At 67.2% G+C, this 15,989-nt stretch carries 13 protein-coding genes; 8 read left to right on the plus strand and 5 right to left on the minus strand.

Annotation, left to right across the window (positions count from 1 at the left end; translation table 11 throughout):
- Positions 1-72: 72 nt before the first annotated feature.
- The 3 genes from secA to BLT60_RS03885 all read left to right on the plus strand — a co-directional run bounded on the left by secA (position 73) and on the right by BLT60_RS03885 (position 5,625).
- Positions 73-2,880: a preprotein translocase subunit SecA gene (secA, locus tag BLT60_RS03875; protein WP_090874855.1), complete on the plus strand. Its 2,808-nt coding sequence runs from the start codon at positions 73-75 to the stop codon at positions 2,878-2,880.
- A 5-nt stretch (positions 2,881-2,885) separates the two neighbouring features.
- A complete protein-coding gene (locus BLT60_RS03880; protein ID WP_090874856.1) occupies positions 2,886-3,761 on the plus strand; it encodes a lipid kinase in 876 nt (291 codons plus the stop codon).
- Positions 3,762-3,849: 88 nt separating this feature from the next.
- Positions 3,850-5,625, plus strand: a complete 1,776-nt coding sequence (locus BLT60_RS03885) for an SLC13 family permease (protein WP_090874857.1) — start codon at positions 3,850-3,852, stop codon at positions 5,623-5,625.
- 53 nt (positions 5,626-5,678) lie between these two features.
- Here BLT60_RS03885 and BLT60_RS03890 read toward each other — a convergent pair whose 3' ends face one another.
- From BLT60_RS03890 to BLT60_RS03905, 4 genes are all read right to left on the minus strand, one after another.
- A complete protein-coding gene (locus BLT60_RS03890) occupies positions 5,679-6,962 on the minus strand; it encodes a L,D-transpeptidase family protein (protein WP_090874858.1) in 1,284 nt (427 codons plus the stop codon).
- 190 nt (positions 6,963-7,152) lie between these two features.
- Entirely contained in the window at positions 7,153-8,106 is a 954-nt protein-coding gene (locus tag BLT60_RS03895; RefSeq protein WP_090874859.1) for an acetyl-CoA carboxylase carboxyltransferase subunit alpha, read from the minus strand.
- Positions 8,107-8,233: 127 nt separating this feature from the next.
- On the minus strand, positions 8,234-9,187 hold the full coding sequence (locus BLT60_RS03900) for a site-specific tyrosine recombinase XerD (RefSeq protein ID WP_090874860.1): 954 nt from the start codon (positions 9,185-9,187) through the stop codon (positions 8,234-8,236).
- The gene (locus BLT60_RS03905) at positions 9,184-9,411 is read right to left on the minus strand and encodes a hypothetical protein (protein ID WP_090874861.1); all 228 of its coding nucleotides are present in this window, start codon (positions 9,409-9,411) and stop codon (positions 9,184-9,186) included. The genes BLT60_RS03900 and BLT60_RS03905 overlap by 4 nt, the downstream gene beginning before the upstream one ends.
- Before the next feature lie 179 nt (positions 9,412-9,590).
- Here BLT60_RS03905 and BLT60_RS03910 point away from each other — a divergent pair, with 179 nt between their 5' ends.
- The 5 genes from BLT60_RS03910 (at position 9,591) to BLT60_RS03930 (ending at position 15,317) form a co-directional block, all read left to right on the plus strand.
- Positions 9,591-10,205 carry a shikimate kinase gene (locus BLT60_RS03910; RefSeq protein WP_244521122.1) on the plus strand — a complete coding sequence of 205 codons (615 nt, stop codon included), beginning with the start codon at positions 9,591-9,593 and terminating at the stop codon, positions 10,203-10,205.
- Positions 10,202-11,341, plus strand: coding sequence for a 3-dehydroquinate synthase (gene aroB / locus BLT60_RS03915; RefSeq protein WP_090874863.1), 1,140 nt, complete (start codon positions 10,202-10,204; stop codon positions 11,339-11,341). Before BLT60_RS03910 ends, aroB begins: the two co-directional genes overlap by 4 nt.
- Complete coding sequence (locus tag BLT60_RS03920; RefSeq protein ID WP_090874864.1) at positions 11,338-12,615, plus strand: HlyC/CorC family transporter; 1,278 nt, start codon at positions 11,338-11,340, stop codon at positions 12,613-12,615. The genes aroB and BLT60_RS03920 overlap by 4 nt, the downstream gene beginning before the upstream one ends.
- 141 nt (positions 12,616-12,756) lie before the next feature.
- Entirely contained in the window at positions 12,757-13,941 is a 1,185-nt protein-coding gene (locus BLT60_RS03925; protein WP_090874865.1) for a GGDEF domain-containing protein, read from the plus strand.
- A gap of 152 nt (positions 13,942-14,093) precedes the next feature.
- Positions 14,094-15,317 carry a GGDEF domain-containing protein gene (locus BLT60_RS03930; protein ID WP_090874866.1) on the plus strand — a complete coding sequence of 408 codons (1,224 nt, stop codon included), beginning with the start codon at positions 14,094-14,096 and terminating at the stop codon, positions 15,315-15,317.
- 13 nt (positions 15,318-15,330) lie between these two features.
- Here the strand turns inward: BLT60_RS03930 and tlpA are convergent, their stop codons facing one another.
- Entirely contained in the window at positions 15,331-15,984 is a 654-nt protein-coding gene (tlpA, locus tag BLT60_RS03935) for a thiol:disulfide interchange protein TlpA (RefSeq protein ID WP_090874867.1), read from the minus strand.
- Positions 15,985-15,989: the final 5 nt, after the last annotated feature.

Genomic DNA, 15,989 nt, shown 5'->3' on the forward strand with positions numbered 1-15,989 from the left:
ACGGGCCGTGGTGGTGGCTCCCGGTCCGCCCGGAAGCGCGCCTTTCGGACTGCCGTCGCTCAAGGAAGATTCATGGTCGGTCTAAGCTCAATTGCCCGCAAGATTTTCGGCAGCCCCAACGATCGCCGCGTCAAGGGCTACCAGTCCCGCGTCGACGAGATCAACGCGCTCGAGCCCGAGCTGAAGGCGCTCAGCGACGATCAGCTTCGCGGCAAGACCGCCGAGTTCCGCGCCAAGATTTCCGATGGCGTCAAGCTCGACGACCTTCTGGTCCCGGCCTTCGCCACCGTCCGCGAGGCGGCGCGCCGAACCCTCGGCCAGCGCCATTTCGATGTCCAGCTGATGGGCGGCATCGTCCTGCATGAAGGCGCCATCGCCGAGATGAAGACCGGCGAGGGCAAGACCCTGGTCGCCACGCTGCCGGTCTATCTCAATGCGCTCAGCGGCAAGGGCGTCCATGTCGTCACCGTCAACGACTACCTCGCCCGCCGCGACGCCGAATGGATGAGCGAAGTCTACAACTTCCTCGGCCTCACCGTCGGCGTCATCGTCCACGGCATCGAGGACGAGGATCGCCGCAACGCCTACAAGGCCGACATCACCTACGGCACCAACAACGAATACGGCTTCGACTACCTGCGCGACAACATGAAGCACGAGCTGGGCGCGATGGTTCAGCGCGGCCACAACTTCGCGATCGTCGACGAGGTCGACTCGATCCTGATCGACGAGGCGCGGACACCGCTGATCATCTCCGGCGCGCTGGAGGACCGGTCCGAGCTCTACAACCAGATGGACACCTTCGTCCCGCACCTCGAGCCTGAAGACTACGAGATCGACGAGAAGGTGCGTTCGGTCAGCTTCACCGAGGCGGGCAACGAGAAGCTCGAGAACCTGCTGCGCGAGGCCGACCTGCTCAAGGGCGAGTCGCTCTACGACGTCGAGAACGTCACCATCGTCCACCACATGAACCAGGCCCTGCGCGCCCACAAGCTGTTCCTGCGCGACAAGGACTACATCGTCCGCAACGACGAAGTGGTGATCATCGACGAGTTCACCGGCCGCATGATGCCGGGACGGCGCTATTCGGAGGGCCTGCACCAGGCGCTCGAGGCCAAGGAGCATGTCCGCATCCAGCCAGAGAACCAGACGCTCGCCTCGATCACCTTCCAGAACTATTTCCGCATGTACAACAAGCTAGCCGGCATGACCGGCACGGCGGTGACCGAGGCGGAGGAATTCGGCAACATCTACGGTCTCGAAGTCGTCGAGATGCCGACCAACAAGCCGATGCTGCGCGAGGACTCGGACGACGAGGTCTACCGGACGGCGGAAGAAAAGTTCCGGGCGATCATCGCCCTGATCGAGGACTGCAAGGCGCGCGGCCAGCCGGTGCTGGTCGGCACCACCTCGATCGAGAAATCCGAATACCTGGCCGAACTCCTGCGCAAGGCCGGATGGCAGCAGCGCGACTTCTCGAAGCCCGAGGAACTGGCTGACCTGTTCAAGGAACAGGCGATCAAGTCCAAGGCCTTCACCATCCTCAATGCCCGCTATCACGAGCAGGAAGCCCAGATCGTCGCCCAGGCCGGCGTCCCCGGCGCGGTGACCATCGCCACCAACATGGCCGGCCGCGGCACCGACATTCAGCTCGGCGGCAATTCCGACATGCGCGTCGCCCACGAACTCGCCGAAGTCCCGGAAGGTCCGGAGCGCGAGGAGAAGGAAAAGGCGATCCGCGCCGAGGTCGAGCGTCTCAAGGCGCAGGCGCTGTCTCCCGGCGTCGGCGGCCTGTGCATCATCGGCACCGAGCGCCACGAGAGCCGGCGCATCGACAACCAGTTGCGCGGCCGCGCCGGTCGCCAGGGCGATCCCGGCTCGTCGCGCTTCTTCCTGTCGCTGCAGGACGACCTGATGCGCATCTTCATGGCCGAGCGCATGGAAGGCATGCTGCAGAAGCTCGGCCTCAAGGAAGACGAGGCGATCGTCCATCCCTGGATCAACCGCGCGCTTGAAAAGGCGCAGCAGAAGGTCGAGGCGCGCAACTTCGACATCCGCAAGAACCTGCTGAAGTTCGACGACGTGATGAACGACCAGCGCCGCGTCATCTTCGAGCAGCGCATCGACCTGATGGGCCAGGAGACGGTCACCGAGACCGTCGCCGACATGCGCCACGAGATCATCGAGGATCTCGTTGCCCGCCACATCCCGGAGAAGGCCTATCCCGAGCAGTGGGACGCCACGGGCCTGCGCGAGGCGATCAAGGAAACCGTCAATCTCGACCTGCCCGTCGACGACTGGGCCAAGGAAGAGGGCATCGCCGACGACGAGGTGCGCGAGCGGATCATGCGCGCCGCCGACGAACAGGCCGCCCAGCGCGCCGTGCGCTTCGGTCCGGACATCATGCGCCAGATCGAGAAGGCGGTGCTGCTCCAGTCGCTCGACAACCTGTGGCGCGAGCATCTTGCCACCCTCGACCACCTCCGCCAGGTGGTCGGCTTCCGCGGCTACGCCCAGCGCGACCCGCTGAACGAGTACAAGACCGAATCCTTCGAGCTGTTCCAGTCGCTGCTGGCGCGCCTGCGCGAGGTCGTGACCAGCCAGCTGATGCGGGTCGAGATCGTCCAGCGTCCGCCGCCGCTCGCCCCGGAGGATGACTTCGCCTCGCTCGAGGAAACCCACGCCAATCCGCTGACCGGCGAGAACGAGATGGCCGAAGCCGGCGGCTCGGCCGAAGCCCAGGCGCTGGGTGGTAATGGTCGCGTCGCCGCCCAGATCGATCCGGAGAATCCCGAGACCTGGGGCAAGGTCCAGCGCAACGCACCCTGCCCGTGCGGCTCCGGCAAGAAGTACAAGCACTGCCACGGGCGTTTCGTCTGACCGCAATGCCAAACGGGCGGCTCCTGCTTGTCGTCAACCCCAACGCTTCGCGGGCGTCGCAGTCGCTTGGCGCCGCGGTCGCGGCGCTGGTTGCCGACGGTTTCGCCGTCGATATCCGGCAATGCGGCGGTCGCGATGACGTCCGCGCCCTGATCACCTCTGAAGGGGCTTCCGCCGACGCCATCGTCATCGGTGGCGGCGATGGCACGGTCAGCGGCGCGCTGGCCGGCCTGATCGAGGTCGGCCGGCCGGTCGGCATCCTGCCGCTCGGCACCGCCAACGACCTCGCCCGCACCCTCGGCATCCCAGTCGACCCGGTCGAGGCCGCCGCGGTGATTGCCGGCGGCTATCTCCGCAAGATCGATGTCGGCCGGGTCAACGATATCGACTTCCTCAACGTCGCCAGCATCGGCCTCGCCGTCGAGATCACCGACCGGCTCGATCCCGACCTCAAGCGCCGCCTCGGCCCATTGAGCTACGCCGCGGCGGCCCTGTCGACGCTGGGTTCGGCCGAGCATTTCGCCGCATCCATTGCCTGCGGCGACAACCGTACCGAAGTCAGCGCCTACCAGATCACCATCGGCAACGGCGTCCACTATGGCGGCGGCGTGAAGGTCTCGACCGGGGCCGCGATCGACGACGGCATCCTCGACATCTTTGCCATCGAAACCGCCTCGATCCCCGAGCTGGTGGCGATGGCCCCGGCCTTTTTCGAGGGCCGCCACGGCGAACGCGACGACGTCCGAGTCTTTCGCTCCACCGAAGCCGTCATCGAGACGGCGGCGCCGATGCCGGTCAGCACCGACGGCGAGATCACCACCGAGACGCCGGCGCGCTTCTCGGTCGCCCGCCACGCGCTTTCGGTCTTCGCCCCCCGCTGACCGCGACGGATATCGGCTGCCATCGACGGCGCGCCGCTCCTGCTGTACCGATGGCTGCCGTTTTCCTTGAGCCATCGCGACAGCCCGCATGACCGTCGACAACATCCTCCTCTTCTCGCTCTTCATCGCCGTCTTCGCGCTGATGATCTGGGGCCGCTTCCGCTACGATCTCGTCGCCTTCGCCGCCCTGATCGTCGCCGCCGTCCTCGGCCTCGTGCCGACCGGAGAGGTGTTCAGCGGCTTCGGCCACCCGGCGACGGTGATCGTCGCCATCGTTCTTGTCATCTCGCGCGGGCTGGTGAATTCCGGCGCGGTCAACTGGATCTCGCGGGTCTTCGTCGACAGCGGCCGCAGCCTCAGCCGCCACATCGCCTTCATGGCGGCGATCGGCGCCGGCCTCTCCGCCTTCATGAACAACGTCGCGGCGCTGGCCCTCCTGATGCCGGTCGAGATTTCCGCCTCGGCCAAGGCGGGCCGCTCCCCGGCGCTCAGCCTGATGCCGCTGGCCTTCGCCACCATTCTCGGCGGCATGGTCACCCTGATCGGCACGCCGCCCAACATCATCATCGCCGCCTATCGCGGCGAGGCGCTGGGCGAGCCCTTCGGCATGTTTTCCTTTGCCCCGGTCGGCCTCGTCTGCGCAATCGTCGGCGTCGCCTATGTCGCCCTGATCGGCTGGCGTCTGATCCCGGTCGGCAATTCCGAAAAGGCGCCGACCGCCAATCTCCGCGATATCCACGGCTACGTCGCCGAGCTGGCGATTCCCGCCAAGTCGCCGATCGTCGGTCGCCTCGTCGGCGACCTCGATGACGAGGCCGCCGAGGCCGGCGTCGTGGTCCTCGGCCTGATCCGCAAGGGCCGCCGGCTGCCGGGTGGCGCTCGCCGCGAGAAAATCCTCGAGGACGACATCCTCGTCGTCGATGGTCCGGTGGAGGCCATCGACGCCCTGGTCGGATCGCTGAAGCTGGAATTCCCGCGCCGTGACAGCATCAAGGAATCCGGCAGTTCCGACCTCGCCCTGCTCGAAGTGGTGGTGCCGCGTGATTCACGGCTCGACGGCCGTTCCGCCGGCACGGTCGGCCTCAACCGCCATACCGGCGTCGCCCTGCTCGGCGTCTCGCGTCAGGGCCGCCGTTTTCGCGAGCGGGTCCGCCAGCTCCAGGTCCGCGCCGGCGACGTGCTGCTGCTGATCGGCCCGCCCGACCGGCTGGGCGAGGCCGCCAACTGGCTGCGCGCCCTGCCGCTCGCCGATCGCGGCCTCGGCGTCACCCAGCACGGCCGCGCCGCGCTTGCCGTCAGCCTGTTTGCCGCGGCGGTGGCGCTGGCCAGCTTCGGCATCCTCTACCTGCCGGTGGCGTTGGCGGCTGTCGTCGGCCTCTACGTCATCTTCGACATCGTGCCGCTCCGCCAGGTCTATGACGAGGTCGAATGGCCGGTGGTGATCCTGCTTGGCTCGATGATTCCGCTCGGCATCGCGCTGGAACAGTCCGGCGGCACCGAGGTCATCGCCGGCGGCATCGTCAACCTCGCCTCGGGCCTGCCGGCCTGGGTGATCCTCACCGTCCTCATGGTGGTGGTGATGACCCTCTCGGATGTCCTCAACAACACCGCCACCGCGGTCATCGGCGCGCCGATCGCAGTCGATATCGCCGGCCGTCTCGGCGCCAACCCCGATCCGTTCCTGATGGCGGTCGCGGTTGCCTCGTCCTGCGCCTTCCTCACCCCGATCGGCCACAAGAACAACACCCTGATCCTCGGACCGGGCGGCTATGCCTTCGGCGATTACTGGCGGATGGGGTTGCCGCTGGAGCTGATCATCGTCGCGGTCGGCGTCCCGGCGATCCTGGTCTTCTGGCCGCTATAAACTGACACGACAGGAAAAATCCCTGGCGGTCGCGATGGCGAAACCGCCGGCCGTCAGCCGCCGGGCGCGGCAAGCGTCGGCTTGAGGATCTGGGCCCCGCCCTCGACCACGACCGGGTCTTCCGGCCACAGGAATTCGCGATCCACCACCTTGCCGACCTCCGGGTCGGCCGGCTCTGGCGCGGCGGCGACCGGCGACGGGGCGATGACCCTGACCGGCGGCTTCGGCGCGGCCGCCGGCGCTGGCGTATTGGTCGCCACCACGGCGGCGGGCTTGGGCTTGGCCGGCGGCGCGGCGGGTGTCGCGGCAGCCGATTTCTCCGGCGCGGCGGCCGGCTCCGGCGCCGGGGTCGCCTCGGGGTCCTTCTTGCGACCGAGGAGCCGCTCGACGACGGTCGGCTTGGCCGCCCGCTCCGCCGCCTTGGCGGCCTCGGCAGCCTGTTCGTCGGCCACCTTCTGCTTCTGCGCCGCCATCCGCGCCGCGTCGGAATCGATCTCGGCCGCGGCCGCGGCGGTCTTCTTGTCGTCGGCGATCTGCTTGGCGGCGAGCGCCGTGGTGATCGACGCCGGCACGGTGTAGGCCGGGCACTTGGCGGAGGCGTTGAAGGAGGCGCCGCCGGCATCGGCGTCGAAGACGTAATGCTTGTCGCAGACATCGACCTTCGGCGGCTGGCGGGTGATCTCGAAGTGGTCGTAGCCGACCTTCAGTTCCATCCAGAAGGCCATGTTGGGGTCGCCGCGATGCTTGGCGAGGTTCTGCGGCGTCATCCGGAACGGGAAAGCCTGGATCTGGAACGACCGCTGCCCGCCCTTGAAGGCATCGCGGGCGAGCGCGAATATCTCGCCGGCATCCTCGTCGGTCATCGAGTAGCAGCCGGCCGAGGAACACGCGCCATGCACCATCAGGTGCGTGCCGGTACGGCCATGCGCCCGGTCATAGGCGTTGGGGAAGCCGATGTTGAACGACAGGTAGTAGCTGGACTTGGGGTTCATCTGCGCCGGGGTGACGGTGTAGAAGCCCTCCGGCGCCTGGCGGTCGCCTTCCTTGATCTTCGGGCCGAGCACGCCGGACCACTTGCAGATGTCGTAGGTCTTGAGCAGGGCATACTTGCCGTCGCGGCGCTGCTTCCAGACCTCGAGCTGCGACTCTTCCTTGAAGATGCGGATGAAGATCGGCGACGTCTCCTTCATCCCGTCCTTCTGCATTTCGCTGACGAGCTTGTTGGAAACCGGCCGGATATCCTTGGGCAGGCTGGATTCGGTGCAGGCGCCAAGCACCATGGCCGCCGCGCCGATCAGCGCCGCACGAAGCAGGAGCGAAAAGTTTCGGAAAGCCATCAAAGTCCCCTGAACACATGCGTTTCGCCCGGCGCCCCTGCCCGCCTTGCGAATCGCCGTCTCACCCGTCCTATCCGGCACAACCTTGCTGGGTGGTTACCGCCCATGGAATGCCCCGGCTCCGACACTGTCAGACCTAGTTTTATCGGGCTTGAAGGCAAGAGCAAGGCAACCGCCCGGCCTTGTTCCCCTAGAGCGAACGCCCGATCGCCAGGTACTTGTCCCGCCTCTGGCGGCGGACTTCCTCCGGCGTCAGGTTGTCGAGTGAGGCGAAAGCCTGGGCGATCGCGTCCCCGGTCGCCGCCACCGTATCCCCGGGCTTGCGATGGGCGCCGCCCACCGGTTCCTGGACGATCGCGTCGATGATGCCGAAGCGGGAGAGATCCTGCGCGGTGATCCGCATTGCCGTCGCCGCATCCTGCGCCCGGCTCGAATCATGCCAGAGGATCGAAGCCGAGGCTTCCGGCGAGGCGACCGTGTAGATCGCGTGTTCCAGCATGATCACCTTGTTGGCGGTGGCGATGGCGACTGCGCCGCCGGAACCGCCCTCGCCGATGATCACCGCGACATTCGGCACGCCGAGCGTCAGGCACCTGTCGGTCGAGCGGGCGATCGCCTCGGCCTGGCCGCGTTCTTCCGCGCCGATGCCCGGATAGGCGCCGGCGGTGTCGACCAGCGCCAGCACCGGGATCGAGAAGCGATCGGCCATGTCCATGATCCGCACCGCCTTGCGATAGCCTTCCGGCCGCGCCATGCCGAAATTATGCTTCAGCCGGGTTTCGGTGTCGGCGCCCTTCTCGTGGCCGATCACCGCGATGCCGCGACCGCGGAACCGGCCGAGACCGGCGACGATGGCCGCGTCCTCGGCAAATTGCCGGTCGCCGGCCAGCGGTGTGAAATCCTCGATGAGTTGCTTGGCATAGTCGACGAAATGCGGCCGGTCCGGATGGCGCGCCACCTGGGTTTTCTGCCACGGCGTCAGCTTGGTATAGATCTCGGCCAGCGCCTGGTTGGCGCGCGCCTCCAGCCGCGAAATCTCGTCGTTGATGGTAACGGCGTCGCCGTCATCGCCAAGCGAGCGCAGTTCCTGCACTTTGCCCTGAAGGTCGGCGACCGGTTTTTCGAAGTCGAGATAGGTGCGCATTCGGGTCCAGAAAAAAGGCCAAGTCTGCCCGTCCGCCCGCCGGGTGGGGGCAGGCGGCGGCAAACTGACCTTAGCCATCGGTCAAGTCAAGTAAACCCGTCGCGGCGTCGCGCTCGCGCCGCCGGCCCTAGTCGCCCCGCGCCGCCAGCGGATGATGGGCGCTGACCAGCGTGCGCAACCGCTCTTCCAGGACATGGGTATAGATCTGGGTGGTCGAGATGTCGGCGTGTCCCAGCAGTTGCTGGACAACCCGGAGGTCGGCGCCGTTCTGGAGAAGGTGGCTGGCGAAGGCATGGCGCAGCACATGCGGCGAGATCTTCGCCGCCTCGATCCCGACCGAAGCCGCCAAACCCTTGAGATCGCGGGCAAAAGCCTGCCGGGTCAGGTGGCCGCTGTCGCCCGAGGACGGGAAGAGCCAGCCCGCCGCCGGGTGCCCGGCCTCCCCCCGCGCCGCGAGGTAGGCGACCGTGGCGGCCCGCGCCCGGTCGGTCAGCGGCACGATGCGCTCGTGGCCACCCTTGCCGCGAATGGCGAAATACCGGGTTTCGTCGCGCACCACGGTGGCAGGCAGCGACACCAGTTCCGAAACCCGCAGCCCGGTCGCGTAGATCAGCTCCAGCAAGGCATGGAGTCGCAACGCCCTCAGCCGTCCGACGGGCGTCAGGTCCGCGCGGTCCGGCGCCGCGGCCGCCGCCTCGATCAGCCGGTCGACCTCGGCCTCGCTCAACACCTTGGGCAGCCGCGCCGGCCGGCGCGGCCCGTCGATCGTGCCGGTCGGATCGTCCTCCCGCGTTCCCTCGCCGAACAGGAAGCGGTGAAACTGGCGGAGCGCCGAAAGCCGCCGCGCCACGGTCGGCGCCGCGAGCCCCTGCCCGTCGAGATAGCCGAGATAGGTGCGAATCTGCTCCGGTCCCGCCCTTTCGAGCCCCGAGCCGATGTCGGCAAGATAGCCGGTATAATCCTCGAGATCGCGGCGATAGGCGGCCAGGGTATTGGGGGCTGCGCCGCGCTCGGCGCTCATCATCTCGAGAAAGGCCTCGATCTGGTATCCTGCGCCCTGCGCCCGCGGCCTCCGCGTCATTCCTCGGAGACCGCTTCGTCGGAACCGTCCTCGTCGGGCGGTGGCTCGGCCGGCGGTGGCGGCGTCGGCTTGACGATCGGCACCGGGTCGAGGTCGCTGGCCGGAATCCGGGCCGACATCTCGCGGTCGCGCGGCGTCACGAAATTGGCAAGGTAAAACATCGCCGCGCCGACAAGCGCCGCGAGCACCACAAGGGTCGTCAGGAATCTGACTATCGTAGGCATTGCGGATCCCGATCACCGACAAGAACAAAACGGTGTGAGAGGCCGCGGACAGTCCGCCGCATTGGCGCCTGTTGTCGGCCAGACCGGTAATTGTTTCAAGCCGTCACCGCGAAAGCGTGGCACCGCCTTGACAGAACCGGTCGAAAACCGCTCTAGGTCCGGCCATGGAAGACACCGGATTGACCCCGACACGCGACCCGAAAACCGACGAAGCCGGCGAATCGCTCGAAGCGCGCGTCGCGCGGCAGCTCGAAGGCCGAACCCTCGCCATGGTCGGCATGATGGGCGCCGGCAAGTCGTCGATCGGCCGTCGGCTGGCGGCCCGCCTCGGCCTGCCTTTCGTCGACGCCGACACCGAGATCGAGGAAGCCGCCAACGCCACGATCAACGACATCTTCGAACAGCATGGCGAGGCTTATTTCCGCGATGGCGAACGGCGGGTGATCCAGCGCCTCCTCGACGGCGCGCCGAAGGTGCTGGCGACCGGCGGCGGCGCCTTCATCCAGCCGGAAACCCGGGCGGCGATCCAGGCCGGCGCCATCTCGGTCTGGCTGAAGGCCGACCGCGACCTGATCCTGGCGCGGGTCCGCCGCCGCTCGACGCGGCCGCTCCTCAGGACCGGGGATCCCGCCGCCGTGGTCGACAGGCTGATCGCCGAGCGCTATCCGATCTACGACGAGGCCGATATCCACATCCAGTCGCGCGATGTCGCCCATGACGTGGTGATCGAAAACGTTCTTGTCGCGCTGGACGACTATTTCAGCCGCGGCACAACCGAAAAGGTCGAGGGATGAGCGACGCGGACGGGCAATTGCACAGCGGTGTCTCGGCGACGGTCCCGGTCGCCTTGGGCGACCGCTCCTACGACATCATCATCGGTCGCGACATCGTCGACAGCGCCGGCGCCGAGATCGCCCGGCGACTGCCCGGTGCCCGCATCGCCATTGTCACCGACGCCACCGTCGCCGACCTTCACCTCACCACCCTGATCGACAGTCTCGATGCCGCCGGCGTCAAGCATGTCCAGATCGTCATCAAGCCGGGCGAAGGATCGAAGAGCTTCGCGACGCTGGAATCGGTCGTCGACAGCCTGCTCGAGGCCCGGATGGAGCGCAGCGACGCCGTCCTCGCCTTTGGCGGCGGCGTCGTCGGCGATCTTGCCGGCTTCGCCTCGGGCATCGTGTTGCGCGGCATTCACCTGATCCAGATCCCGACCACCCTACTCGCCCAGGTCGATTCCTCGGTCGGCGGCAAGACCGGGGTCAATACAGCCCGCGGCAAGAATCTCGTCGGCGTCTTCCACCAGCCCGACCTCGTCCTCGCCGATGCCGGCATCCTCGATTCCCTTCCCGCCCGCATCTTCAATGCCGGCTACGCGGAAGTGGCGAAATACGGCCTGATCCGCGACGCGGACTTCTTCCAGTGGCTCGAATCCAACTGGCGCGCCGTCGCTGCCGGCTGGCCGGAGCGCGAAAAGGCGATCGCGATCGCCTGCAAGGGCAAGGCCGATATCGTCTCCGAGGACGAACGCGAGCAGGGCCGCCGCGCGCTGCTCAATCTCGGCCACACCTTCGGCCACGCGCTGGAGGCGGTGACCGGCTATTCCGATCGCCTGCTGCACGGCGAAGCCGTGTCGATCGGCGTCGTGCTGGCCTTTGAATTCTCGTTCAAGCTGGGCCTCTGCCCGCTGGAGGACCGCCGCCGCGTCGAGGCCCATTTCACCGAAGTCGGGCTGCCGACCCGGATCCGGGATATCGCGGGCGACCTTCCTGACGCCGCGACCCTGATGCATCATATCGCCCACGACAAGAAAGTGTCGCAGGGGAAGCTGACCTTCATTCTGACCAACGGCATTGGCGACGCCTTCATCGCCAGGGACATTCCGGGCGACAAGGTCGAAGCCTTCCTCGAGGAGCAACTGGCGAAATGACCATCGCGCTGATCGCCCTGGCGATCGTCCTTCTGGTCGCCATCTCGGCATTCTTCTCCGGTTCGGAAACCGCGTTGACCGCGACCTCGAAGGCGCGGATGCTGCAGATGGAGAAAGCCGGCGACCACCGCGCTACCATCGTCGGCCGGCTGATCGCCGATCGCGAGAAGCTGATCGGCGCCATCCTGCTCGGCAACAACGTCGTCAACATCCTGGCCTCGGCCCTGGCGACCAGCGTTCTCCTGGCCATTTTCGGCCAGGCCGGCGTCGTCTACGCGACGCTTGGCATGACCTTTCTCGTCCTGGTCTTCGGCGAGATCCTGCCGAAAACGCTGGCGATCGGCAGCCCCGATCGCATGGCCAGGGCCGCCGCGCCGGTCCTCAGCGTCGTCGTCGCCGCGCTGTCGCCGATCGTCGCCGCCGTCCAGGTGCTGATCCGCGGCATCCTCCACCTGATCGGCTGGAACGCGGCGGATGGCATGGCGGTGCTGTCGGCGGCCGACGAATTGCGCGGCCAGGTCGACCTGCTCCATGCCGAGGGCAGCGTCGTCAAGGACGAACGCGACCGCTTCGGCGGCCTGCTCGACCTCGGCGAACTCGACGTCTCCGACGTCATGGTCCACCGCACCAGCATGCACACCGTCAACGCCGCCGAGCCGGCCGACCAGATCGTCGAGGCGATCCTCGCCAGCCCCTATACCCGTGTGCCGATCTGGGAGGGCGAGCCCGAGAATATCGTCGGCGTCGTCCACTCCAAGGACCTCCTGCGCATCCTCAAGTCGGCCGGCGGCGACATGAGCAACGTCGATATCCTCACGGTGACCAAGAAGCCGTGGTTCGTCCCCGACACCACGTCGCTCAACGACCAGCTCAACGCCTTTCTCAAGCGCAAGGCGCATTTCGCCCTCGTCGTCGACGAGTATGGCGAGGTGCAGGGCCTGATCACGCTGGAGGACATTCTCGAGGAAATCGTCGGCGAGATCGCCGACGAGCATGACATCGCGCTGAGCGGCGTCCGCCCCCAGCCCGACGGTTCGGTCAATGTCGACGGCGCGGTGCCGATCCGCGACCTCAACCGGGCGATGGACTGGACCCTGCCCGACGAGGCCGCCACCACCATCGCCGGCCTCGTCATCCACGAGGCGCGGATCATCCCCGAGCCCGGTCAGGCCTTCACCTTCCACGGCTACCGCTTTCAGGTCCTGCGCCGCAGCCGCAACCGCATTACCTCCTTGCGGATCACGCCCCTCGACCGCCTGCCGGTCCCCACCTGACCGCACCGCCGCGGCGCTCCCGCTCCGGTCATGGTGAACAGGACCTTGCCGCAACAGGGCTGATTCCACCCGCGCGGGTAACGGGTCGTGAACGTCCAGCCGATAGCGTCACCGCGCGGTGTGACACATTTCCGGACATTGATGACTCTCGACCTTCCGACACTGATGGCCGCCGGCAGTTTTGTCGCTGCGATGAGCGCAGTGTTCATCTTCTTCGCCTGGCAGCAATCGCGCGACGGGCGCGCATTGCTGTGGTGGGCAGCCGGTGACCTCTTCTACGCGGCTGGCGTCGTGCTCCTGGTCGTCGGCACGATGCCCGGATACGGCATCATGCGGGCCATGGGCGGCATCGTCTGCGCCGTCGCCCCTGCCCTCTTTTGGACATCCGCCCGGCGGTTCGACGACCGCCCGCCACCATATCTCCTGATACTCGTCGCGCTCCTTCTTCCGGTCGCAATGCTGGCGTTTCGGGCTTCTTATCCATCGCTCGAATTCGCCGTCACCCTGGCGGTCATCGCGGCCATGACCGCCGCCACGGCCTGGGAATTCTGGCGCGGCCGCGAAGACGGCCTCAAGGCCCGCTGGCCGCTGGTCGGCCTGTGCCTGCTGCAGTGCTCCATCTTCGTCGCCGGTGCCATCGAGGTGGCGACCGGCCGCGTTGTCGATGGCCCAGTGCCGCTGACCAGTTGGTTCGGCTCGATCCACTTCGTGTCGGTGCTGTTCTCGCTCGGCACGGCCGTGTTCATCGTCGCGCTGTCGCGCGAGCGCAGCGTCAGCCTCCACAAGCGGGTCGCGGAGACCGATGATCTGACCGGCATGCTCAACCGTGGCGCCCTGATGAGCCACGCCGACGAGGCGCTGCGGAAAAGCAGTGCTGCCGAGAAGCCGATGTCGGTCATTCTGTTCGATCTCGACAATTTCAAGTCGATCAACGATCGCTTCGGCCACGCCGCCGGAGACGACGTGCTGCGCCAGTTCGGCAAGGTGGTGAGCACCGAATTGCGGTCGACGGACCGGGTCGGCCGGATCGGCGGCGAGGAGTTCGTCGTCATACTGCCGCAGACCAGCCTCGCCGAGGCGCTTGCCCTCGCCGAGCGGATTCGCGAGACCTTCGCCGCGCGCTGCGCGTCACTCGACGGCCTGCCGGTCAAGGCCACCGTCAGCGCCGGCGTCACGACCGCGCGCCCGCGGTCGAGCCTCGACGCCCTGCTCGCCGCCGCCGACGACGGCCTCTATCTCGCCAAGCAGAACGGGCGGAATCGTGTCGAGCGTCCAAGACGCGGCCCGGACGACTCTGGCGGCCTGCCGCTCGAACAGGTGGCCTGACCGCGGCGTCGCCTGGTTAACGGATCGCTACGCTCGCCATTTGCATTTTAGACAAAGTCATAACTGGACTTTTGGCTATCCTCGATAGGATGCGTCCTCGAACATATCGTCGTTTACCGAGACACGATCGTATTTCAGGGCGGCCCGGTTCAATGAACATAGATCTTCCGACTCTGATGTTGGCAGGAAGCTTCGTCGCAGCGATAAGCGGCGCCTTTCTCTTCTTCGCATGGCTGCAGAACCGGGATGCCACCGGCCCGCTATGGTGGGCTGGCGCCAACCTTTCCCTGGCCATCGGCGTGCCGCTCCTGTCCTCGGCCGGCTCGCAGTTCGGCCTTCCGTCGGTGATGCTCGGCATCCTTTTTCTCAATCTGAGTCCGGCGATGGTCTGGGCGGCGGCGGTGAGTTGTAACCAGCGCCGGCCGAACCCGCTCATCGTCGTCGCTGGCGCGACGATCTGGCTGGTGGCGGTGCTGGTGATCTTCCGGCTTGGCAGCGAAGCCCAGATGGCGCTCAACCTCGCGGTGATCGCCATCTACCTGCTCGCGGCGGCGGCGGAATTCTGGCTCGGCAATCGCGGGCTCCAGACTCGCTGGCCGCTGATCGTCCTGCTCGTCCTGCACGGCACCTTCTTCGCCGCCGGCGCGGTGCTGGCCGCCACCGGCGGACTCGGGGCCGGCTATCCCCCGGCCTTCGATTCCTGGCTCGGCCTGATCCACTTCGAGACCCTCGCCTTCGTCATCGGCACCGCCATCTTTGCCGTGGCGATGGTCAAGGAGCAGCGCGAGATGGAGCAGATGACGGCGGCCCGGGTCGACCCGCTGACCGGCGTCGCCAACCGGCGCGCCTTCCTCGAGAATGCCGGCCTGCTCCTCGAGCGCGCCGCCAGCGAAGGCAAGCCGCTGTCGCTGGTCGTCTTCGATCTCGATCGCTTCAAGGTTATCAACGACACATATGGCCACGCCATGGGCGACCGGGTGCTGGAGGCGTTCGGTGATATCGTCCAGGGCGTCCTGCGCAATTCGGACGTCGTCGGCCGGATGGGCGGCGAGGAATTCGCCATCGCCCTGTCCGAGTCCACCGCCCGGGCCTCGGTGGTCGTCGCCGAGCGAATCCGCTGCGCCTTCGCCGAAGCCTGCCGGGGTTTCGGCATGGCCGATCTCCGCCCGACCCTCAGCGGCGGCGTCGCCGAAGCGGGCGTCACTGGCGGCAACAGCCTCGATTCGCTCTTTGCCGCCGCCGACCGGGCGCTCTACCGGGCCAAGGCTGCCGGCCGCGACATCGTCGTCATCGATGATGGAATCGCCACCCCGCAGCCGGTGCCGAAGCCCGACGACGCGCCGCAACCCGCCGTCGCCACCGCCCAGGCCGCCTGAGGCCAGTCCGGCGTCATCGCAACGCGGCGGTGATCAACGCCTTGGCGTCGTCGGAATCCCATTCGGCCGGCCCCTGGACGTTGCCGATCTGGCATCCCTTGCCGTCGATCAGCACGGTGGTCGGCAGCCCAAGCGCCAGGCCCCGCGACTTGAAATCCTTGAACACGCCGGTGGTTGGGTCGGAATAGAAGGCCAGGTTCTTGACCTTGATCTCGTCGAGGAAAGCCCGCGCCCGGGCTTCGTTGTTGAGGTCGATATTGACCGTCACCACCTCGAAGTCGTCACCGCCGAGTTCGCCCTGCAACCGGTCGAGCGCCGGCATCTCGGTCCGGCACGGCACGCACCAGGTCGCCCACAGGTTGACCAGCACCGTCTTGCCGGCGAAAGCGCTGAGCGACATCTCGGCGCCGTCCGGGCCGAGGAAGGCGACATCGCCGATCGGGCTGGCTTCGCTGACCACCCGGAAGGCCGCGACCTCCCCCTTGGCGAAGGGCCGCGCCCGTTCGGCGGCGGCAACCGCGTCGGAACAGTCGGCGCTGGCGACCTCGCCGCCGTTGCCTTCCCCCGACCGCATGACATATACCGCAACGGCCCCGGCGGCGATGCCGGCAAGGGCCACGGCGGCGAACAGGATGGCGGTTCGGCGGCGGGGGGTTGGATCGGCCATACGTA

Source organism: Bauldia litoralis (genome assembly GCF_900104485.1).
GTDB lineage: Bacteria > Pseudomonadota > Alphaproteobacteria > Rhizobiales > Kaistiaceae > Bauldia > Bauldia litoralis.